Source organism: Bradyrhizobium sp. 87 (assembly GCF_023073015.1).
GTDB classification, from domain to species: Bacteria; Pseudomonadota; Alphaproteobacteria; order Rhizobiales; family Xanthobacteraceae; genus Bradyrhizobium; species Bradyrhizobium canariense_D.
Genome location: NZ_JADPIQ010000022.1, coordinates 137,102 through 158,408, shown reverse-complemented (window position 1 = coordinate 158,408; position 21,307 = coordinate 137,102). Strand labels below are relative to the sequence as shown.

Annotated in this window: 17 protein-coding genes and 1 pseudogene; 11 read left to right on the top strand and 7 right to left on the bottom strand. The window is 64.8% G+C overall.

Annotated features, from left to right (window positions below; all coding sequences use genetic code 11):
- Positions 1-52 precede the first annotated feature (52 nt).
- The 3 genes from IVB50_RS05250 to IVB50_RS05240 all read right to left on the bottom strand — a co-directional run bounded on the left by IVB50_RS05250 (position 53) and on the right by IVB50_RS05240 (position 1,014).
- On the bottom strand, positions 53-319 hold the full coding sequence (locus tag IVB50_RS05250; protein WP_018454291.1) for a hypothetical protein: 267 nt from the start codon (positions 317-319) through the stop codon (positions 53-55).
- Positions 313-594, bottom strand: coding sequence for a hypothetical protein (locus tag IVB50_RS05245; RefSeq protein WP_143273231.1), 282 nt, complete (start codon positions 592-594; stop codon positions 313-315). The genes IVB50_RS05250 and IVB50_RS05245 overlap by 7 nt, the downstream gene beginning before the upstream one ends.
- A gap of 90 nt (positions 595-684) precedes the next feature.
- Positions 685-1,014: a hypothetical protein gene (locus IVB50_RS05240; RefSeq protein ID WP_018454292.1), complete on the bottom strand. Its 330-nt coding sequence runs from the start codon at positions 1,012-1,014 to the stop codon at positions 685-687.
- Positions 1,015-1,185: 171 nt separating this feature from the next.
- On the opposite strand from IVB50_RS05240, the gene IVB50_RS05235 reads away from it, so the two are divergent.
- Positions 1,186-1,896 carry a response regulator gene (locus IVB50_RS05235; RefSeq protein WP_018454293.1) on the top strand — a complete coding sequence of 237 codons (711 nt, stop codon included), beginning with the start codon at positions 1,186-1,188 and terminating at the stop codon, positions 1,894-1,896.
- Positions 1,897-1,914: 18 nt separating this feature from the next.
- Entirely contained in the window at positions 1,915-3,261 is a 1,347-nt protein-coding gene (locus IVB50_RS05230; protein WP_247294825.1) for an ATP-binding protein, read from the top strand.
- Here the strand turns inward: IVB50_RS05230 and IVB50_RS05225 are convergent.
- On the bottom strand, positions 3,255-4,751 hold the full coding sequence (locus IVB50_RS05225; RefSeq protein ID WP_018454295.1) for a caspase family protein: 1,497 nt from the start codon (positions 4,749-4,751) through the stop codon (positions 3,255-3,257). The genes IVB50_RS05230 and IVB50_RS05225 overlap by 7 nt on opposite strands.
- A gap of 43 nt (positions 4,752-4,794) precedes the next feature.
- Entirely contained in the window at positions 4,795-5,109 is a 315-nt protein-coding gene (locus IVB50_RS05220) for a hypothetical protein (RefSeq protein WP_026232707.1), read from the bottom strand.
- Positions 5,110-5,177: 68 nt separating this feature from the next.
- Between IVB50_RS05220 and IVB50_RS05215 the strand changes: the two genes are divergently transcribed.
- Genes IVB50_RS05215 through IVB50_RS05205 form a run of 3 tightly spaced genes read left to right on the top strand, consistent with a single transcriptional unit; the run spans position 5,178 to position 9,084 of the window.
- Entirely contained in the window at positions 5,178-6,209 is a 1,032-nt protein-coding gene (locus tag IVB50_RS05215; RefSeq protein ID WP_085350285.1) for a TRAP transporter substrate-binding protein, read from the top strand.
- Between the two features lie 7 nt (positions 6,210-6,216).
- Positions 6,217-8,094, top strand: coding sequence for a TRAP transporter large permease subunit (locus tag IVB50_RS05210; protein ID WP_018454298.1), 1,878 nt, complete (start codon positions 6,217-6,219; stop codon positions 8,092-8,094).
- Between the two features lie 12 nt (positions 8,095-8,106).
- The gene (locus tag IVB50_RS05205; protein ID WP_018454299.1) at positions 8,107-9,084 is read left to right on the top strand and encodes a hydroxyacid dehydrogenase; all 978 of its coding nucleotides are present in this window, start codon (positions 8,107-8,109) and stop codon (positions 9,082-9,084) included.
- Between the two features lie 6 nt (positions 9,085-9,090).
- On the opposite strand, the gene IVB50_RS05200 is transcribed toward IVB50_RS05205, so the two are convergent.
- Entirely contained in the window at positions 9,091-10,224 is a 1,134-nt protein-coding gene (locus IVB50_RS05200) for an ABC transporter substrate-binding protein (RefSeq protein WP_018454300.1), read from the bottom strand.
- Positions 10,225-10,573: 349 nt separating this feature from the next.
- Here IVB50_RS05200 and IVB50_RS05195 point away from each other — a divergent pair, with 349 nt between their 5' ends.
- The 3 genes and pseudogenes from IVB50_RS05195 to IVB50_RS05185 all read left to right on the top strand — a co-directional run bounded on the left by IVB50_RS05195 (position 10,574) and on the right by IVB50_RS05185 (position 17,093).
- Positions 10,574-12,964: an EAL domain-containing protein gene (locus tag IVB50_RS05195; RefSeq protein WP_018454301.1), complete on the top strand. Its 2,391-nt coding sequence runs from the start codon at positions 10,574-10,576 to the stop codon at positions 12,962-12,964.
- Positions 12,965-13,064: 100 nt separating this feature from the next.
- Entirely contained in the window at positions 13,065-14,357 is a 1,293-nt protein-coding gene (locus tag IVB50_RS05190) for an MFS transporter (protein WP_018454302.1), read from the top strand.
- A gap of 151 nt (positions 14,358-14,508) precedes the next feature.
- A pseudogene (locus IVB50_RS05185) lies at positions 14,509-17,093 on the top strand (EAL domain-containing protein).
- Positions 17,094-17,158: 65 nt separating this feature from the next.
- Here the strand turns inward: IVB50_RS05185 and IVB50_RS05180 are convergent.
- Complete coding sequence (locus IVB50_RS05180) at positions 17,159-17,443, bottom strand: hypothetical protein (protein WP_143273233.1); 285 nt, start codon at positions 17,441-17,443, stop codon at positions 17,159-17,161.
- Between the two features lie 417 nt (positions 17,444-17,860).
- On the opposite strand from IVB50_RS05180, the gene IVB50_RS05175 reads away from it, so the two are divergent.
- The 3 genes from IVB50_RS05175 (at position 17,861) to IVB50_RS05165 (ending at position 21,305) form a co-directional block, all read left to right on the top strand.
- Entirely contained in the window at positions 17,861-18,052 is a 192-nt protein-coding gene (locus IVB50_RS05175; protein WP_018454304.1) for a hypothetical protein, read from the top strand.
- A 128-nt stretch (positions 18,053-18,180) separates the two neighbouring features.
- Entirely contained in the window at positions 18,181-19,041 is an 861-nt protein-coding gene (locus IVB50_RS05170) for a class I mannose-6-phosphate isomerase (RefSeq protein WP_247294824.1), read from the top strand.
- Positions 19,029-21,305 (top strand): glycosyltransferase family 4 protein, encoded by a 2,277-nt coding sequence (locus IVB50_RS05165; protein WP_018454306.1) that lies wholly within the window; start codon positions 19,029-19,031, stop codon positions 21,303-21,305. The genes IVB50_RS05170 and IVB50_RS05165 overlap by 13 nt, the downstream gene beginning before the upstream one ends.
- Positions 21,306-21,307 lie beyond the last annotated feature (2 nt).

Here is a 21,307-nt window from a genome sequence, read left to right as displayed (position 1 = left end):
CGCGGCACTTATCGCGTCTGCGAGCCCCACGCGCACTCCCGCGAGGCACGCCCTATGGCTTCGACGCCTGCGCCTGCTTCAGCGCGCTCTTGCAGCCATCCGACAGCTGGTTGAAATGCTCGATCATGCACTGCTTGACGCGGCCGCCTCCCGGCATGATGCCGGAGCACAGCGCGCGCATGTCCGCGGTGCACGCTTGGCGTATCTCCTGTCGCGGTTGCTGGGCGGACGCGGCGCCCGCGGACGATATCGCGACCAACGCGGCGATGATGGCCGCGATCGCGCGTCGCAGCTCCCGTAGCTGTACAGGTCTCACCATGCGCAGACCCTCCGCACGCCGAATGGCGTGCTGGTCCACCAACAGGCCCCAGGATAGGGAGGCGCCGCATAGGCATAGGGTGGATGGGCGTAGGGCACGATGGTCCGCCGGCACAGGCCGTTGGCCGTCAGGTGCCAGCCGGGTCCGCAGCCGCCGCTGACTTCGGTGAGGCCGTCGGACATGCCGGGGTGAGGGCTGGGGGTGAAGGCTAGCGCGGTCGAACCTGCGGCCAGTGCGGCTGCCGCGGCCGACGCCAAGATCGTCAATCGTCGCATTCGAGATATCCATGCTTGCAAGTTGGAGGAAGGCAGTCCGCGGCCAGTGTTCTGACCCCGGCCGGAATTCACGGTCGTGCGGCGCGAGGGTCAGTACCGGTATCCGTAATAGGGATGAGTCCCGACCGTGCCGCTGCGCGTCACGCTGTTGCCGTTCGGACCCGTCGTGGTGCGCGTGTAGTCGAATGCATGCGGAGCGACGCGCGTGATGCTGCCGCTGCGTGCGATCGTGCCGCCATAAGGTCCCGTCACCGAAGCCGAACGCGAGCAGGTTCCGCCGGCGCATCCGCCGCTGGCGCTGCCGTAGTAGGTACCTCGCCAAGTCGTGACGCCGCCGCTGCGAACCCAGGCGTTTGCACCGGAGGCTCCCGTGAGGGCCAGCACCGTTGCGAGTGATAGCGAAGCCAGAATGGGTTTCATCGGATACTCCTGTTTGTGAGGACGCGCCGGAACGAGACCGGTCGCCGCATGGGGCCAATCTCGCCTCGATCTTTTGCCGTGATATTGCCGGCGAGGCCGGAAGTGTAACGTTTTGTAACGAGTGACGGGGTCGCCACATTCCTGCCAGCGGGCTGCTCGATAGAGGCCGCGATGGACACTCGGACGATCATGATCGTGGAGGACGACCGCGAGATCCGCGCGCTCTTGGCGGACCTGCTGACGCGGGAGGGCTATGCGCCGGTTTGCGTCGAGAACGGCGCGGCGATGGACCGGGCGCTGATGCAGGCATGCCCGGATCTCATCGTGCTTGACATCATGCTGCCGGGCGAGGACGGACTGTCGATCTGCCAGCGCCTGCGCAGCAAGAGCCGCACGCCGATCCTGATGCTGACGGCCAAGGCCGACGATGTCGACCGCATCATCGGCCTGGAGCTCGGCGCCGACGATTATCTGCCGAAGCCTTTCAATCCTCGGGAATTGCTGGCGCGCATCAAGGCCGTCTTGCGGCGTGTGGACGGCCCGCTGCAGATGCCGCCGCCGCGGCGAATTGCTTTCGGCAGGCTGGTGGCCGATCTCGACGGGCGCAGCCTGACCAACGACCAGAACCGTGTCGTCGAGTTGACGGCAGCGGAGTTTGATCTGCTGGCATGTTTCCTCGAACGGCCCAAGCGGGTGCTGTCCCGCGACCAGTTGCTCGACTGGACACGCGGCCGGACCGCGGATCCGTTCGACCGCGTCATTGACGTGTCGGTTAGCCGGCTGCGCCGCAAGCTCGTCGCCGCGGATCCCAAGGCTGCGTTCTCGATCAGGACCGTGCGCAATGGCGGCTATCTCTTCAGTGCTGACGTTCGCCCGCTCTGAGCACGGAGCCTGTGCGGAATGAGCAGGCTTCACATCGCCGCCCGCCTCGGCCTTATCGTCGTCGGCGCCATCATTCTCGTGCAGTTGCTGTCGGTCGCCATCTATTTGGTGGAGCAGCGCGGCCGCGGCGAGCCGTCCGGATTTGCCGCTTTGCTCGCGCAGGTCGCCGCCTTGGCGGAGGCGATCGACAGGGTCCCGCGCGACGATCGCGACCTGGTGCTGCGCGCGGCCACGACGGCGCGATTTAAGCCGGTCGTGCGTCAGGACGTGCCGCCCAACCCGTTGCATGGCCGTTTCCTGGGCAGCGCGGAGCAACGGTTGCGCGCGCTGAGCGGTGTGCCAGCGGAGCGGCTGGTCGCACTGTCCTTCGTCAACGTCAGGGACGGCCAACAGGTGGCCCGCTTGCGTGATCTCGTCACCTCGCGCCTGCAAGCTGTCATTGAACTTGCTGGCGGCGGCTATCTGGTGATCGAGACCGCAGGTGAGCTCAGCCTTCGCCTGCTCGGCATTCCTGTCGGCCTGCTGGCCGGAATTCTCGGCTTCGTCGTCGCTTTGGCGGCCTTGCTCGCGGTCCGCCACGAGACCAGGCCGCTGTCCGAGTTGACCGTCGCCATCGAGCGCTTCGGCGCTGCCATGGAGACCATGCCGGTCAGCGAGCGGGGTGCTCCCGACGTCCGGGCGCTGATCCGCGCCGTCAACGCCATGCAGGCGAACATCGCCGAACTGCTGCGCAGCCGCACCCTCGTGCTCGGCGCGATCAGCCATGATCTGCGCACTTATGTCACGCGGCTGCGGCTACGTCTCGAGCTGCTGCCCGAAAGCGTGCAGCGGGACAAGGCAACCGTCGATCTCGACGACATGCAATCGCTGATGGATGATGCGCTCGCCTTTGTCCGCGCCTCGTTCGCAGGCCCGTCGGCGGAAACCGTCGATCTTGCCCGCGTCGCGCGGACCGAGTACGAAGCGCGCAAGGGCGCCTGCGCAGCGCTGACGCTCACCTGCGAAGATCCGGCTCTCCTCATCCGCGGCTCGGCTGCGGGCATGGCTCGGGTCGTTGCCAATCTCGTCAACAACGCGATCCTCTATGGTGGCGCCGCGGACATCTCGTTGTACGCCGAGACCGATGTGATCGAACTCCTGGTCGAGGACCGCGGGCCGGGAATCCCGGTTGACGAACGCACCCGCGTATTCGATCCATTCTACCGGCTGGAGACCTCGCGCAGCCGCGAGAGCGGCGGCGCAGGATTGGGACTCACAATCGTGAGGCAAGTTGTCGAAAGCAACGGCGGCACGGTCGCCATTGAGCATCGTCCCGGTGGCGGCACCCGTGTCCGCGTCCGGCTGCCGCGCGAGCGGTCTCAGTAACGGCTGCGGTAGCCATCGCCGTGTCCCGGGCCGCCGTAGTTGCCGCCTCGACCGCCCATGCCCATGCCAATTCCGATGCCTATTCCGACACCTAAGGCTTCTGGCGGCGGGCCGCGATCCGGTGGCGGCGCGCGCTCGTAGATCACCTCATCAGGCGGCGGCCGGCGCGGCCTGGGCGGCGTGTCGACCACCTTGCGCTTCGGCGGTGTGTCGTCGACGCGCTTCTTGATCACAGGCGCGATCGTCGGGTTGATCGGCGAAGCCGGTGGTGTGGGCGTCGAGCACGGGCAGGTCGGGGCCATCGCGACGGCGACCGGGGCAGGAGCGGCCGCGACCGCGGCAGGCAAGACGTAGTTGCGGTTCTGCACGCGGAGCAGCAGCCGGCGTGCGGTCGCGGCCAGATCGCTGTTGTCCCAGTTCGCCAGATACGCCTCGAACGAGGCGCGGGTGTTGATCGCGGTGGCGCGCTCCCACGCCAGCATCTGGCGCCGGCGCTCCACAATCGTGCGCAGCCGCGGCGTACGGGTATCCTGAGCGTACAACTCGATATAGGCCTGATACGCCGGCACGGTGTCGTCGGTGATCACTATCTCATAGGCGACCATGGCCGGCTTGCCCTGCAAATCCTTGCGCCAGTCCTCGAGGCTGCGCGTGCCGCTCGCAAGTGCCATGGAGGATGCGCCAGGAAGCGCAGTCTGACTGCCGCTGCTGTCGCCGCCGAAGAACTTGAAGTCAGTCGTCAGCGACGAGCTTTCCCAGGGGATCTGGCGTCCGTCGGTCGATTGCGCCACGGCGACGCGAATGCGCTTGAACACTTCCTCGATCGGCAGATTGGGCTGCTTGGCGACGGTCAGCGCCGCGGTGGTATAGGGGCTGTCGATGCCGGAGCCATCCTCGGCTTCGGAGCCCGGCGAGGTCGAATAGGAAATGAAGGAGCCCGGCGCGCCGGCCTTGGTGTCGACGATCGCAAGCCCGTGTCCGGCGCCGCTGAGCGCAGGGAAGGGATTGTTGCGGCAGGCATCGAGCATGAAGATGCGCGCCCGCGTCGGCAGTGCGCCGAGCGTGTTGAGCAAATCGTTCAGTCGCACACCCTGCAGCGGAATGTCGGCTTCGCGCTTGGGGTCGAGATCGACGGGAACGAGATAGTTCTCGCCGTCGATCTGGAGGCCGTGGCCGGCATAGAACACCAGCGCGACGGTGTCGGCGCCGCTGGCGCTGACCTTGCCGGCGAAATCCGAGATCGCCTGACGCATATCGTTTTGCGCCAGATTGGATGCCGTGGTGACGGTGAAGCCGGCATTGCCGAGCAGCTCCGTCATGCCCTTGGCGTCGTTGGCTGCGTTGGGGAGTTCCGGCACGGTGCGATAGGCCGATTGGCCGATCACCAGTGCGAGCCGCGCTTCGGCCGCGGCCCCCGTCGGCATCGTCAATTGCGTGAGCGCGAGAAGAGCGGATGCAAGAAACAAATTGCGAAAGACTGGACGGCGCATGGTGTCACCTCCATCGGCAATGCGCGCGATGATGTCACCTTTTCTAGGTGGCCGCCATGCGTCTGTCTGTGCACTGGATCACGTTGAGCTGCGGCAAAATGGGGCAGAAGGTCTGCCAGAGCTGGTGCGGCATCGTTCTGGCGCCATCCATGTGAATTGCGCATTGATCCATGCGCCAATTGGATCGATGCCCAACGCTGCGCGAAAGCATCTTCTCGCGCATCGGCCCCATGCCGATCTGATCGAGAATCCCGCAAAAACATGGCTGTTTTGCCGCGCGCTGATGCCGTTGATCCTCGCGACACGCCGCTTTGCAACGGCCGGCCGCAAGCCTTGCCTGCGCCGTCGCTTTGGCCATACAGTCCGCGCAACGGGCTGCGGCAACGACCGTTGCTCGAAAAACAATAATTGGGGAGAAACCGCATTATGTCCATCGTGCCCGTGAACCGTCGCGCGTTCATCAAGTCGTCGACGGGACTTGCTGCCGGCCTCGTGCTTTCCCCCGCACTCATCGGCCGCGCCGAAGCCGCGACGCTGAAGCTGAAATGCTCCTCGTCGCTGCCGAACGATCCCAAATTCGCCAACGGCCGGGTCTACTACGACAATCTGGTGAAGAACCTGAAGGCGAACGGCCTCGGTGAGCAGGTCGAGGTCGCGTTCTTTCCCGACAACCAATTGGGTCAGGAAATCGACGTCATCAACTCAGTGAAGCTCGGCGTCATCGACCTCATGGTGTCGGGCTCCTCGATCTCGGCGAATCTGGTGCCGCTGGTCGGCACCTACGACCTCGGCTTTCTGTTCTCGAGCTTTCCGCAGCAGACCAAGGCGTTCGACGCTGGCGCGGCCAAGCCGATCGAGGACGCGCTGCTCAAGGGCAGCAACATCCGCATCATCGCCTGGGCCTATAATTTCGGTTCACGCAGCGTACTTGCGAGGAAGCCGGTGAAGACGCCGGAAGATCTCGCCGGTCTCAAGATCCGCACGCTGCCAAATCCCGTCATCACGGAATGCCTGCGCCTGATGGGAGCCGCCGCGACGCCGCTGGCGTTCGGCGAAATCTACACGGCATTGCAGGCCGGCGTGCTGGACGGGCTAGAGCACGACCCGCCGACCATCCTGGCCAGCAAGTTCTTCGAAACGGCGAAATTCTATGCATTGACGCAGCACAATTTCTCGCCGCTCGCGATCTATTTCAGCGACACGACCTACAATCGCATGGATCCGAAGCTGCGCGAGGGATTTCTCGATGCCGCGAAGAAGGCTGCGGCCGACACGCGGACCCACGGGCTCGCCGTCGAGAAGGAAGCGCTGTCGGCCTTGACCGAAAAGGGCGTGACGGTGGCCGAATGCGACCGCGAGGCGTTCAAAAAGCGCGTCGCGCCGCAGATCGAGAACTTCATGAAGGCGCGGCCGGAATCCAAGGCCGTGATCGACATCATCCGCGCCACGCAGGCCTGACGTGGCAATGACAGCTGCCGTACCTCTCTCGGGCGGCCGCCACGGGAGCATCGCCCTGCTGCTTCGCTTCAGCGACGCGATCGCGGCCATCCTGCTGGCCACGGATCTCGTCGTCGTCTGCGGTTCCGTGCTGCTGCGCTTCTGCTTCAACGCGCCGGTGGAGTGGTCCGACGACGTCGCGCGCGGACTGATGGTCGGATCGGCCTTCTTCGGCGCGGCGAGCGCGCTCGCGCGCGGCGAGAATGTCGGCGTCTCTTTCTTCCGCGATCTGGCTCCGGTACGGCTGCGCGCGCTGGTCGACGCCGCGAGCGCGCTGCTGGTGGTGCTGATTTCGGGCTACGTCGCCTACAACGCCATCAAGCTCGGCTCGCTGACGGCGGGCCAGACCACCGGATCCGGCCTGCCGCTGGAGCTGACCTTCTACCCGATGGGCGCCGGCGCGCTGTTCATGACGGTGTTTGCGATCGACCAGCTCTGCGCCAGGCCGCTCCCTGACATCGTCAGAGGCCTCGTCGCGATTGCCGTCGTGACCGGCCTTTATCTCGCCTGGGATTATCTGTCGCCCGCCACGGTGCCGTCGGCGGGCACGCTGATGCTGATCGGTTTCTTTGCGACGTTGGTCGGTGGCTTGCCGATCGGCTTTGCACTGGCGCTGGCCGCGCTGATCTTCATCTGGGTCGAGGGCGCGCTGCCCGGCGTGATCTTCGCCCAGCAGATGGCGCGCGGCATCGACAATTTCGTGCTGCTCGCGATTCCGTTCTTCATTCTCGTCGGCTACCTCATGGAAGCCAACGGCATGTCGGTGCGGCTGATCGAGCTGTTGCAGCGCGGGGTCGGCCGCATGCGCGGCGGTTTGAACGTCGTGATGGTGGCCTCGATGGTGCTGTTCTCCGGCATTTCCGGCTCGAAGATGGCCGACGTCGCCGCGGTCGGCTCCGTGCTGATTCCGGCCGCGCGCCGCTCCAAGCAGAATCCGGGCGGCGCCGTGGCGCTGCTCGCAGCCTCCGCGGTGATGGCGGAGACTATTCCGCCCTGCATCAACCTGATCATCCTGGGCTTCGTCGCGAACCTGTCGATCGGTGGTCTGTTCGTCGCAGGGCTGTTGCCCGCGGCGCTGATGGCGCTGGCCTTGATCGCCGTCTCCATCATCTTCGGCAAGACTCCAATTGAGACTCCAACTGAGTCTCCAGCTGATGCCGAGGTCATCGCGCCGCAGATGCCGGTGTCGGGCCTGTGGAGCGGCGCGATCGCCTCGTTCGGCCTGATCTTCATGATCTTCTTCGGCTTCAAGAGCGGCTTTGCCACCGCCACGGAAATCTCGGCCTTCGCCGTGGCTTATGCACTCGTCGTCGGCAGCGTGGTGTTCCGCGAACTCAGCTTCACATCGGCTGCGCACAGCTTCGTCCAGGGAGCGACGCGCGCGGGGCTCGTGCTGTTCATCGTTGCCGCAGCGCAATCGCTGGCGTTCACGCTGACCCTGCAGCAGGTGCCGCATGCGGTCGGCGATTTCATGCTGGGATTGTCCAAGACCAGCGGCACCTGGCTGTTCATCCTGCTCGCGATCGGCGTGCTGATCGTGATGGGCTCGGTGCTGGAGGGGGCGGCCGCGCTGATCATCTTCGGGCCGCTGCTGCTGCCGGTGGCCGTGCAGCTCGGCATCGATCCCCTGCATTTCGGGGTGGTGCTTGTGATCGCGATGGGCATCGGCCTGTTCGCGCCGCCGCTCGGGCTCGGGCTTTACGGCGCCTGCCTGATCGGCAATGTGCCGATCGAGCAGACGGTGAAGCCGATCATGGGCTATCTCGGCCTGTTGTTCCTTTGCCTGCTCGTGATCGCGTTCGTGCCATGGCTCAGCACGGCATTGCCGCGCGCGTTCGGCTATTGAGGGAGTATCGCCGTGAAAGTCCTGCTGGCCCACACGCCGGAGATGCGCCGCAATTACTACGGCGATCGCAGCCTGAACGGCTTGCGCGCGACCGCCGAGGTGATCCTGCACGAGAGCGATGAGACGCTGGTCTCAGCCAGCCTCGTGCGCGCTGCGCAAGATGTCGACATCATCGTGGCCGATCGCATGACCGAGGGACGCGGCGAGATCTTTGCGCAACTGCCGCGCCTGCGCGCCTTCGTCCGCTGCGCCGTCGACATCCGCAACGTCGATGTCGAGGCGGCCTCGAACGCCGGCGTGCTCGTGACCCGCGCCGGGCCTGGCTTCGTGCAAGCCGTTGCCGAGCTCGCGGTTGGCTTCATGGTCGATCTCTCCCGCGGCGTATCGCGAGCGACGGCCGATTATCACGCCGGCCGCAAGCCGGAAGCGCGGATGGGCCGTCAACTCGCCGGCAGCAAGATCGGCATCATTGGCTATGGCAGCATCGGGCGCTATCTCGGGGAAATCGCCAAGGTGATGCGCATGGAAGTGCTGGTCGCAGATCCCTTTGCGACCGTGACCGACGGTGCCATCCGGCAGGTCAGCCTCGACGAGCTCCTCGCCGCGTCCGACTATGTCGTCTGCCTTGCCATCGCCAACGAGCAGACCGAAAATCTGATCGGCGAGGCGGCGCTGGCGCGGATGCAGAAGCATGCGGTCTTCATCAATCTCTCCCGCGGCAACCTGGTCGACGAAGCGGCGCTGGCGAAGGCGTTGCTTGAAAATCGAATCGCGGGTGCCGCGATGGATGTGGGCCGCGCGCCCGACCAGATGCCAAGCCCGGAGCTTGCGAAGCTTCCCAACGTCATCGCCACGCCCCATGTCGGCGGCCTGACGCCGCAGGCGATCGAATATCAGTCGCTGGAAACCGTGCGGCAGGTCGAAGCGATCGTCAAAGGCGAGATCCCGCAAGGCGCCGTCAACGCCGACCGCTGGACGCGGCGGCCGTGATCTGCTCTATAGCCGGTCCACAGCTTTGAACGTCCCGTCCTTCTGGATCACCGTCAAAAACACCTTCGGCGGCGCGTCGAGCATGCGCATGCCGACGGTGATGGTGCTGCCGCTGATGTCGAAGCGGCCGACATCGTTGATGGTGCGCAGCAGGCTCGCGCGCGTCGGTTGCGGTCCGGCTTGTTCCAGCGCCGCGGCCGCGAGACGGCCGGCGATATAGCCTTCGAGCGCCACGAAATTCGGTGTCAGCGCCGGGTCGAACGCCGTCTGCGCCGCCTGGTAGTCGGCGACCAGCTTAAGCGAGCGGTCCCAGGGAAACGGCACGACCTGCGTGACGACGACGCCTTCGCCCTCGGGGCCGAGCTCCTTGGCGAGCGCAACGGCGCCGACAAAGGAGATGTTGACGAAGGTCGGATTGGCGCCGCTGCGGTGCGCGAGCTTGATGAACTCGGCGCAGGGACCGTAGGTCCCGACCATGACGATCGCCTCGGGTTCGACGCGCTTGATCGTGCGCCAGGCCGACGCGACGGCGCGGGTGTTGCGCTCGAAGGTGCCTTCGGCGGCGAGCTCGAGGCCGCGCCTGGCAAGCGCGCGCTTCACGCCGGAAAGACCGTCGCGCCCGAACGAGTCGTCCTGGTAGAAAATGGCGATGCGGGTGAAATGGCGATCCTCGGTGAGATGCTTGACCCACGCCTCGGCCTCGGCGCCATAGCTTGCACGGATGTTGACCACGTTCGCAAGCTCGAAGTCGCGCAAGAATTCAGCGCCGCTGAAGGGACCGATGAAGGGCACGTTCCTGGCGCTGGTGATCGGTATCGTCGCCACCGCGGTCGGCGTGCCCACCGCGCCGATCAGCGCGAACACCTTCTCGTCCTCGATCAGCCGCAGCGTCTGCGCCAGCGAGCGGTCGGGGTCGTAGCCGTCGTCACGGCTGATGAGCTGGAGCTTGCGGCCGTGGACGCCGCCTTTGGCGTTGATCTCGGTGAAGGCTGCGACAATGCCCTGCCGCATGCGCTGTCCGAGTGTGGAGGAGGGACCCTCGAGCGCTGCGGCTTGGCCGAACAGGATCGCATCCTCGCTGACGCCGATCTCGTCGGCTTTCGCCGGCAGCATGATTGCTGCCAGGACGGCGACGGTCATGACGATGCATGTCGCAGATCGAGATCGATACATCAGAAAAGTCTTGCTGGGTGCGGTGAGTAGCTTCGTGAAAGCTATCGCCACGGGATGAATCGGCGATGTATCGACGGCTCCGTACTACTCCGGGGAAAACCGGCAACTTGCTTCGACAGAGCCCGCATCATCCTGCACTTCATTAACTAAACCGGGTAATGCGGAAAAGCCGGGTTCCGAAATTGTGCAGTTCTTAACCGCGGTCCTGTTCCGATAGTGGCTCCGGCGGCTCAACCAGAGGTTCGGTTGAGCGGGACAGGGGACGGCGGTTTTTGGAATGGGCGGTCGGGATCAGAACGATCAGGATCGGGGGCGTATGACCGGATGGTGGCGTGCCGCGCCGCTGCTCGGGCTCTATCGCCCTGCGCTCGTCGCAGTCGGCGTCGGTCTTCTGTTCTCGGTCGTGGCTGCAGCCGCCGTGGCGCGATGGGAAGGCCGCGTCAACAAGATCGAGTTCGAGAACGCGGCCGAGACCGAAGTGATCGTCATGCAGAACGGCATGAGCGAGTACATCTCCAGGCTCGTCGCGCTGCGCACGCTGTTCGAATCGACCAATCAGGAGATCACCCGCAGCGAATTCGAGACCTTCAGCGCCCGCCTGTTCGAGCGCCATCCCGGCATGCTGCGCATCTCCTGGGTGCCGCGGGTGAACCGCAAGGAGCGCGCCGAATACGAGGCCGCGGCGATCACGGACGGCGTGTCCGGCTATCGCATCAAGTCGCTCCAGGGCGATGCGTTCGCGACCGCGCCGCAGAGCGACGAATATTTTCCGGTGTTCTACTCGACCCAGCCGAAGACGTCTCCAGTCTACGGAATGGACTACGCGACCGTTCCGGAGCGCCGCGCGGTCCTCGAGCGCGCGCGCGACACCGACCGGATAGGGGCCATTCGCACCCGCCTCTACGAGCCGAAGGAGGGCGGCCGGTTGCCCGACGTCCTCGTCGCCATTCCCGTCTACGCCAAGGGAACGTCGCGCGACGCGGTCGTGGACCGGCGCCGCAATCTCGCCGGCTTCGTCGTCGGCGTCTTCGACCTGCCGCTGCTGATCCAGTCCATTCGCGTGACCACCGGGGCAAGCCCCGCGGTCAGCGTCAACGTCTATCCGCCGTTCGCGGGTCAGATCGTCGGCCTGGAGCAAATGCTGCCGGATTACTCGTCGGCCGCGACGGCGCCGCAGACGATGCGGGACGTCGCGCTAGCCCTGCACTGGTCGGGCAATCTCAAGATCGGCGACACCGATTGGCAGGTGCGGGCGGTTCCGGCTGCCGGCGGTCCGCTGGAGACGACTTACGATCGCGCGGGTGCGGTGCTGATCGTCGGCATGCTGCTGACGCTGTCGCTTTCGACCTATCTCATGCTCGCAACCCGCAATTCGCAGCGGCTGTCACTGGCGAACCGGCGGGTGCTCGAACTCGCCCAGACCGACATCCTGACCGGATTGCCGAACCGCGCTTTCTTCCTGGCCCGGCTCGACGAGCTCAAGGGCCGTTTGAAGGACGCCGGTCCGACCTTCTCGATCCTGATGCTCGACCTCGACCGCTTCAAGAACGTCAACGACTCGCTCGGTCACGGTGCCGGCGATGCGCTGCTGCGTCAGGTCGCACAGCGGCTGAAATCCGCTTTGCGCACCAGCGACGTGCTGGCCCGGCTCGGCGGCGACGAATTCGCCATCATCCAGGAAGCTTGCGAGGATCAGCGCGTCTGCTCGACCGAACTGGCGGGGCGGATCGCCAAGCTCGTGGCCGAGCCGTTCCTTCTTCCCGGACACCGCGTCGAGATCGGTACCAGCATCGGCATTGCGATCGCGCCCGATCATGGCAGCGATCAGGAGCAGCTGCTGAAGAAGGCGGACCTGGCGCTCTACCGCTCGAAATCGTCGGGCCGCAACTGCTTCACCATCTACGACAAGGCGATGTCGGCCGAGCTCGAGGCGCGCAGCACGCTGGAAGGCGATCTGCGCGACGCCATCGCGCGGTGCCAGCTCGAGGTGCACTACCAGCCGTTCGTCGACGCCCTCAGCGGCACGCGGCGCGGCTTCGAGGCGTTGGTGCGCTGGCGGCATCCGACGCGCGGCTTGATTGCGCCGGACCAGTTCATCCCGCTTGCGGAGGAGACCGGGCTGATCGTGCCGCTCGGCGAGTTTGTGCTGCGGCGCGCCTGCGCGGACGCGGCCGGCTGGCCGTCCGATCTTGCGGTCGCCGTCAACCTGTCGCCGATCCAGTTCAAGGAGGCCGAGCTGTTCGAGATGATCAGCGCGGCGCTCGCCGATTCCGGATTGCCGCCGCAGCGGCTGGAGATCGAGATCACGGAATCCGTGCTGCTGGAGCGTGGCGTCGAGAACCACGCCTTCATGGAGCGGCTGAAGAGCATCGGCATCGCGCTCGCACTCGACGATTTCGGCACCGGCTATTCGTCGCTCAGCTATCTGACCGCTTTCCCGTTCGACAAGATCAAGATCGACAAATCGTTCATCCGGAACCTCACGCATCAGCCGCGCAGCTCCGCCATCATCTCCTCGATCGTGACGTTGGCGCGCGGGCTGGACATGTCGGTCACCGCCGAGGGCGTCGAGACCCGCGAGGAGTACGAGCGGCTGAAGGCGCTCGGCGTCAATTTCGCGCAAGGCTATCTGTTCGGCCGCCCGCAGCCGATCGAACGGATCCTGTTCGACGCGCCCGCCAAATCGTCGCAACGCGACGCGGCCTGAGGGCGGCCGCCCAAGGATCGCTCAATGAGGCATGCGCGAAAAGCGCTTGACCCGGGCAGTCCTGGATGGTCGGAAGGGCCGTCCAGGGATGAAACACACAATGCGGCTTCCGTTCTTCTACGGCTGGGTCGTGGTCGCGGTGACCTTCGTCACCATGGCCATCGGCGTCAACGCGCGCACCGCCTTCTCGCTGTTCTTCCCTCCCATCATCTCCGAATTCGGCTGGGAGCGCGGCGTCACCGCGGGCGCCTTCTCCTTCGGCTTCGTGGTGTCGGGCATGGTCAGCCCGCTGATCGGCCGGCTGATGGACCGCGCCGGCCCGCGCGCGGTGATGGAGCTCGGCGTCGTTCTGATGGGCGGCGGATTGCTGCTCGCGCCGCTCACGAGCCAGCCATGGCATCTCTATGTCACCATCGGCGTCATGGTCGGCGCCGGTTCGGTGTGTCTCGGCTATTCCGGGCAGTCGTTGTTCCTGCCGAACTGGTTTATCCGCACGCGCGGCCTCGCCATCGGCATCGCCTTCGCCGGGGTCGGCATCGGCTCGGTCACGCTGCTGCCATGGGTGCAACACATGATCGAAGGGACCGGCTGGCGCACCGCCTGCACGGCGATGGGCCTGATGATCCTGATCGTGCTGGCGCCGATCAATCTGTTCCTGCATCGACGTCCCGAGGATATCGGCCTTCGGCCTGACGGCGATGCGGCCCCGGCCGCAGGCGCCGCAAAACCCGCCTCCAACGTCGTCGATCCCGTCTGGGCCGGGACCGAATGGACACTCCGGAAAGCGGTCGCCACGACACGGTTCTGGTGGATCGCGCTCGGCTATTTCTGCGGCCTCTACATCTGGTACGCGGTGCAGGTGCACCAGACCAAATTCCTGCTCGACATCGGCTTCAGCCCGGGTGTCGCGGTGTGGGCACTCGGCATCGTCAGCCTGCTCGGCATTCCCGGCCAGATCCTGCTCGGCCATGTCTCCGACCGGATCGGGCGGGAATGGGTGTGGGCGATCAGCTGCGCGGGTTTTGCGATCTCTTTCGCGGCGCTGATGGCCCTGAAATTCCAGCCGTCATTGTGGCTGGTCTACCTCATGGTGTTCACGCAAGGCGCGCTCGGTTACGGCCTGACCTCGATCATGGGCGCAGTGGTGTTCGAGATTTTTCAGGGCAAGCACCAGGGCAGCATTTTCGGCACGATCATGCTGGCGGCATTGGCCGGCGGCGCTGCCGGTCCCTGGGTCACCGGCTTGCTTTACGATCGGGTCGGCGACTACACGCTGGCCTTTGGCGTCGCCATCATCGTGAGCGGATTGTCGGCGCTCTCGATCTGGCAAGCTGCGCCCCGCAAGGTGCGCGCCGTTGCCGGCAAGCTTCAGGTGGAAACCGGCGCCGAATAGGTTCCGTGCGCGCCCAATTACCTTCGTTTCTTTCGCGGAATGTTAATCATGTCGCGTCTTGGCGCGGTGCGAGGGGACTGCAAAAAGGACTTGGACACCATGGTGGCGCTAGCGTCGGTTGCATATTTTCCCGATGCCTCCGGGTCTAGCGATGTCCGCCTCCGATTGTGCCATGACAGAAACTCCGGAAGTGCTGTTGGCCGCGCTCGAACGCGCCGACGAGGGCATCGTCATCGTCGACAGCGCGCATCGCATCACGCATTTCAATGCCGGTGCGGAGCGGATTTGGAAACTCGCACGCGCTGATGTGCTCGGTCACGACGCCGAAATTCTCACCCTCAAATGCCTTCAGGCCGATCCGGTTGCAGAATTCCGTGACGAGATCAGCCTCGTGCGAAACGACGGCAGCCGCATCCGGGCGGCCATCTCGCTTTCATCCATTGCAAGTGAAGGCATCACCTATCGCATCGTGTTCGCGCGCGACGTCACCGCGAATGCCGAACGCCGCGCCAGGATCGGGCTTCTCCACGCCGTCTCCGACCAGACCAACCGCGCGGTGCTCATCACCGACACCGACCAGAGCATCGTCTACGTCAATGCCGCCTTCACGACGCTGTTCGGCTACACCAGCGAGGAAGCCGAGGGCCGCCGTGCCAGGGGCCTGCTCGCCGGCCGCCACACCGATCGCAAGGCCGTTGCGAAGCTCGTCAAGCGCCTGATGGAGGGTGGCCACCGCGGCGAGGTCGAGATGCTCGCCTATGACAAGGACGGCGAGGAGATCTGGGTCTGCGCCCGCATCGATGCCTTCCGCGACAGGAGGGCCAGGTCAAGCACATCTTCGCGCTGCTCGAGGATATCACCGAGACCAAGCAGCTGCGCTCGCTGCAGCAGCTCATCATGGGCGCGCTCGCCGACGAGGTTCCGATCGGCGAGATTGCCGACCGGCTGTGCCGCCGTGTCGAGCAGATCGCGCCCGACGTCGTCTGTTCGCTGCTTCATATCGATGCCGCGGGCCTGATCCATCCGCTCGGCGGCCCAAGTCTGCCCGAGGACTATTCCCGCGCACTGGACGGCGTTGCCATCGGCCCCAATGTCGGCTCGTGCGGAACCGCGGCCTTCTACGGCGAGCCGGTGCTGGCGACGGATCTGGAGACCGATCCGCGCTGGCGGCCGTACAAGGCGATGCCGCTCGCGATTGGCCTGCGCGCATGCTGGTCGACGCCGGTCAAGGCCAAGGACGGACGGGTCATCGCCACGTTCGCCTTCTACTACCGGGAGCCGCGCGCGCCGAGCAATTGGCATCGGCGCATCGTCGAGGCCTGCGTCAATCTCGGCGCTTTCGCGATCGAGCGCAAGGAAGCGCGCGCCGAGATCGCGCGGCTCGCCTATCACGATATCCTCACGGGCCTGCCGAACCGCGCGCAATTGCGGCGCCTGATCACCACCGCCATCGATGCCTGCCCGACCGGCAGCCACGTCGCGCTGGCCTTCCTCGACGTCGATCATTTCAAGGACGTCAACGACACACTCGGTCATGCCGCCGGCGACGAGCTCCTGATCCAGCTCGCGCAGCGCCTGCGCGAGCAGATCGGGCCCGAGGACATGCTGGGGCGACTCGGCGGCGACGAGTTCGTGATCCTGCTGCCGCAGCGCAACGCCGAGGGTGCCGAGCGCGTCGCGGCCGGAATCACCGAAGCGCTGGCCGCGCCGCTGCGGCTCGGCTCCAGGCAACTGCAGATGTCGGCGAGCATCGGCGTCAGCCTCTATCCCGATCACGCCACCGACATCGACACCCTGATGCAGCAGGCGGACGCGGCCATGTACATGGCCAAGCAGGCCGGCCGCTCGACCCATCGCCTGTTCAGCGCCGAGATGAACGGGCTCACCGAGCAGCGGCTGGCCTTGATTGCGGCGCTGCGCCGCGCCATCGCCGAGGGCACGCTGACCCTCCGCTATCAGCCGCAGATCCGCAGCTGCGACGGCGCGATCCATGGCGTCGAGGCGCTGGCGCGCTGGCACGATGCCGAGCTTGGCGACGTCTCGCCGGCAAAATTCATCCCACTCGCCGAAGAGTGCGGCCTGATCGAGCAGATCGGCCTGTGGTCCGTGCGCGAGGCCTGCCGGCAGATGGCGAGCTGGCGCCGCGCTGGGCTGAACATTCCATCCGTGTCGGTGAACCTGTCGCCGATCAATTTCCGCAACGTCACGCTGGCCGCGCGGCTCAAGGATATCCTCGCCGAATACGATCTGACGGCGGATGCGCTGATGCTCGAGATCACCGAGGGCGCGTTCATGCAGGACAGCGTCGCCGCGCTCGAGACGATGAACGCGATCCGGGAGCTCGGCGTCGGGCTTTCCGTGGACGATTTCGGCACCGGCTATTCCAGCCTCAGCCGGCTCGCCCATCTGCCGATCCGCGAGCTCAAGATCGACCGCAGCTTCATGCGCGACATCGAGCGTGACGCTGGCGCGCTCGCGATCGCCACCGCTGTGGTGCGCGTCGGGCAGGGCCTCGGCATGACTGTCGTCGGGGAAGGAGTTGAGACCGAGGCGCAGCGCAAGGTGCTGGCCGAGCTCGGCTGCGACGTCGTGCAAGGCTTCCTCTACGCGCCCGCGCTCGCGCCCCTAGCGTTCGAGCGCTGGCTGATCGAGCACTGCGCCGAGCAGGCGCGGGCGATGCTCGCTCGTCTCGACATTGCACCGGCCGGCGCGACCGCGGTGAAGCGGTCGGCGTAGGGCGTCTACTCTCGGAGCCGCCACGGCAGCAACGACCGGCTAGTCATCGAAATCAACGAAACGCGTTACTTCGATCGTGTCTGGTTTGATTTTGCTCGGCATTGACGCGGCAATGCATAGTGAACGGTCAGCAGGCTTTCGTTCCTGTCATCGAAAATCAAATGATCGGTCAAGGCCATTTCCGCGCGCATCGCGTTGCAGCAGAAGATCATCCATCGATTGAACGTGGGCAGCTGGCTCATGGAGCGGTAAAGCTCGCCACACTCGATGGTCAGGTTCGGCCGGCCTTGCGCGTTCGCCAATTCGAGCCGGGATCGAATCTCTTGCCGGAAACGATCCGTTGAAACCATGCGACATCCGATTGCCGAAAACCCTTCTGAGAGGGGGATCAGCCGGCCAATAATGAAATCGAGCGAGGAACCCCGTCAACTCAGACGCCAGGCCGCGTGACCATAGAGCAATGCCAACACAAAGATACAGCTAATAAAGCCGATCGGATTGATGCGCTCGTCTCGCTATTGGGTGACGGCGTTCCTATATGCTCGAGATCACCGCCCGCCCTTGGCAGTTATCGGTGACTGAGAGCATTTCGCTCCCGCCTCAACCACGCAGGCGGTCGCATGTCCGATATCCCAAAATACAAATCTCCTGGACCGATTGGTATCTCGGGTGCCGGTGCGGGTCGCTGCGTCGGCCTGCATGCAGCGGAATCCATTTTCAATTGATCTGCGGCAGCGATCTCGCACGCAGATCGTCAGGAGGTTTACGTGGCAAACACAGCAACGATCCGAAATTCGAACGGACTTCCGGCCACATTCACGGGATCGAAGACCGGGCAGGACGACGCTCCGTTTGTCTTCGTCAAGGTCGGCGATGAAGAGCGCCGCATGCGAAGGGCCGAATGGGATGCGCTTCCGCCCTGGACCGGTCCGCGCCCGGCACGAACAGCCAACGACTGATCGCACAGCCTTGGGGAGGCCCGCTTGACGGTCGAACATGCCATCGTGCGAACCAAGCCGAAGCCCTGGGGCAGTCTCGATCTGCGGCCCTGGAGTGAGACGTCGAGAGCGACGGGCCGATCGGGGAATTGTGGTTCGAGCGCCCCGGTCTTGCTGCGCCCAAGACGACGTTGCTGCTCAAAATGCTCTTCACCACCGAGCCGCTGTCGATTCAAGTTCATCCGGATGATGCGTTCGCGCGTTCGATCGGGCTTGCCAATGGCAAGACCGAAGCCTGGTATATCGTCTCCGCGATCCCCGGCGCCCGGGTCGCGGTGGGATTGAACCATTTGCGCTCCGCCGCGGAGTTGCGAACCGCGATCACTGATGGCTCGATCGCCGATATCGTGGATTGGCAGCCGGTTCATCCAGGCGACGTCATTCTCATTCCTGCTGGAACGATCCACGCGATCGGCGCCGGCATCGTGCTCGTGGAAATCCAGCAGCACAGCGACGCCACGTTCCGGCTGTTCGACTATGGACGAGCGCGCGAACTGCACATCGACCATGCCGTCGCGGTGGCGACGGCAGGCCCACGCCAGATTCAATCGCCGTCCGAACGCCTGAGCGGCGCGCGAACGGTCCTCACGGTCAATTCCTATTTTGCGCTGGAGCAGACGGACCTTGCTCCTGGCTCCGTTTGGATGCTCGACGCACCGAAAGAGACCTGGCTGCTGGCGATAGAAGGCCAGGCCCAACTCGGCTCGACGAGGCTGGCGCCGGGGGACGCGATCTTCCTGGAAGCCGACCATGCGGAAATCGAGGTCGGTGCGAGCGGCTTGAAAGCGCTGCTGGCCTATCCCGGCCCGAAGATAAACCCTGCTGCGCTAACAGAGCGCAGTGCCGCGAGCGCCAGTCTCGCACCGCACGCCTTTCCCGGCACCCTGGTCCCGTCTCCCTTCGAGACCGCCACGCTCAAACAATCGGAGACGCCAAATTGGCTGCCGTAAATCGTATCGCATTCATCGGCAATTCGCTTCCCCGCCGCTGCGGCATCGCGACCTTCACTACTGACTTGCAGAGCGCCGTTGCGGCGTCCCGGAGTGATCTGGAGACGGTCATCGTCGCGATGACCGATCACGGCCAGGTCTACGATTATCCTACCACCGTGGGCCTGGAGATCGACGACGACAGGCAAGATGATTATGTCCGTGCGGCTGCCTATCTGAACAGCGGCGGCTTCGAGGCCGTTTCGCTGCAACACGAATTCGGAATTTTCGGCGGCGAAGCCGGAGGCCAGATCATGGCGCTTCTGTCGCGCCTGACCATACCGATCGTGACAACCCTGCATACGGTCTTGTCCGAGCCGACAGAGGCTCAGCGCGACGTCATCACGCGCATCGTCGAGTGCTCGTCCAAGATCGTCGTGATGGCTGAAAAAGGTCGGGAATTGTTGCGCTCCGTCTATCACATGGCTGACGAGAAGATCGAGATCATCCCGCATGGCATCCCGGAATTTGCGTTCGTCGAACCCGACGCGGCCAAGGCTGCGCTCGGATTCAGCAACAAGTCGGTCATCCTGACCTTCGGATTGCTGTCGCCGAACAAGGGTATCGAAGTCATGATCGATGCGATGCCTTCGATTCTGAAGACCCGACCCGACGCCGTTTACGTCGTCCTCGGTGCGACGCATCCCAACCTCGTGCGCGACCGTGGCGAAGCTTATCGTGAGTCCCTGATGGCGCACGCGCGCCAGGCTGGCGTCGAGGATCACGTCGTGTTCCTCGATCAGTTCGTCGACAAGAAAACGCTGCTCGATTTCATCTCGATGTCTGACGTCTACGTGACGCCGTACCTCAGTGAGGCCCAGATGACCTCGGGCACGCTGGCCTACAGTTTTGGCCTCGGTAAAGCCGTGGTGTCCACCCCGTATTGGCATGCCCGTGAACTATTGGCCGAGGGCCGCGGCATCCTGGTTCCGTTTGGCGACGCGGCAGCGCTCGGCATTGAAATCGCCAAGTTGCTCACCAACGACGTGCTTCGGCAGGCGATGCGCAAGCGCGCCTATTCGAGCAGCCGCGCGATGACATGGGAAAGAACCGCCGAGCGCTATATGTCGGTCTTCGAGAACGCCGGCCGCCGGCATCGGCTCAAGACCATCGCGCGTATGGATACTGGCACGCTGCTGCGCGACAGCCGCGCCCCGCCGGAAATGCAGCTCGGCCATTTCCTGTCGATGTGCGACGACACGGGACTGTTTCAGCATGCCGTTCATAGCGTGCCGGATCGTGCCCACGGCTATTGCGTCGACGACAACGCCCGGGCGCTGCTCGTGGCCTGTGCGCTCAACAATCCGGGTGAAGAGCGGCTGCCGGATGCGCTGACGGCACGATTTGCCGCTTTCGTCCAGCACGCCTGGAATCCGGATACACGACGATTTCGCAATTTCATGGGCTTCAACCGCTGCTGGTTGGAGGACAAGGGGTCGGAGGACAGTCACGGACGTACGCTCTGGGCCTTGGGGGTGTGCGCGTTGACCGACGCCAGCTCGTCGCGGCGCTCATGGGCCGGGGCCTTGTTTTCCGAAGCAATGGCGACAGTGGAAGATTTTCGTTCGCCCCGTGCGTGGGCGTTCGTATTGCTGGGCCTCGATGCTTACTGCTCGGCTGTCCCGGGCGATGTCCAGGCGACCCGCCTGCGTGCCGTGCTTGCCGATCGCTTGATCTTGATCTTCGACACCGTGGCAACCGGCGATTGGGTCTGGTTCGAGGACGGGTTGGCCTATGATAACGCGCGCTTGCCCCAGGCGCTGATCATAACCGGTCTTGCCAGCAAGACATCGCGCTATGTCAATATCGGGCTGGAGTCGTTGCGCTGGCTTGTGAAGCGGCAAACCTCAGCGAAAGGCCAATTCCGCCCGATCGGCACGGCGGGGTTTGGCGATCGACGCCAGCCGTCGCAAGCCTTCGACCAGCAGCCGCTGGAGGCCGCGGCGACCATCGCGGCATGCCTCGCCGCGTGGCGGGCCGATCACGATGTCGAGTGGAAAGCCGAAGCCGCGCGGGTCTTCGCGTGGTTTCTGGGCAGCAACGACCTGTCGGCCTCGCTGGTCGATCTGGAGACCGGAAGCTGCCGGGATGGCCTGCATCCCGATCGTCCCAATGAGAACCGGGGAGGGGAATCCGTGGTGTCTTATTTGCTTGGGCTTTCCGAGATTCGGCAAATTGCCCGCCTGAGCGAAAGCCGGGCCAAGCCTGCTCCTCTCGTCGCTTGACG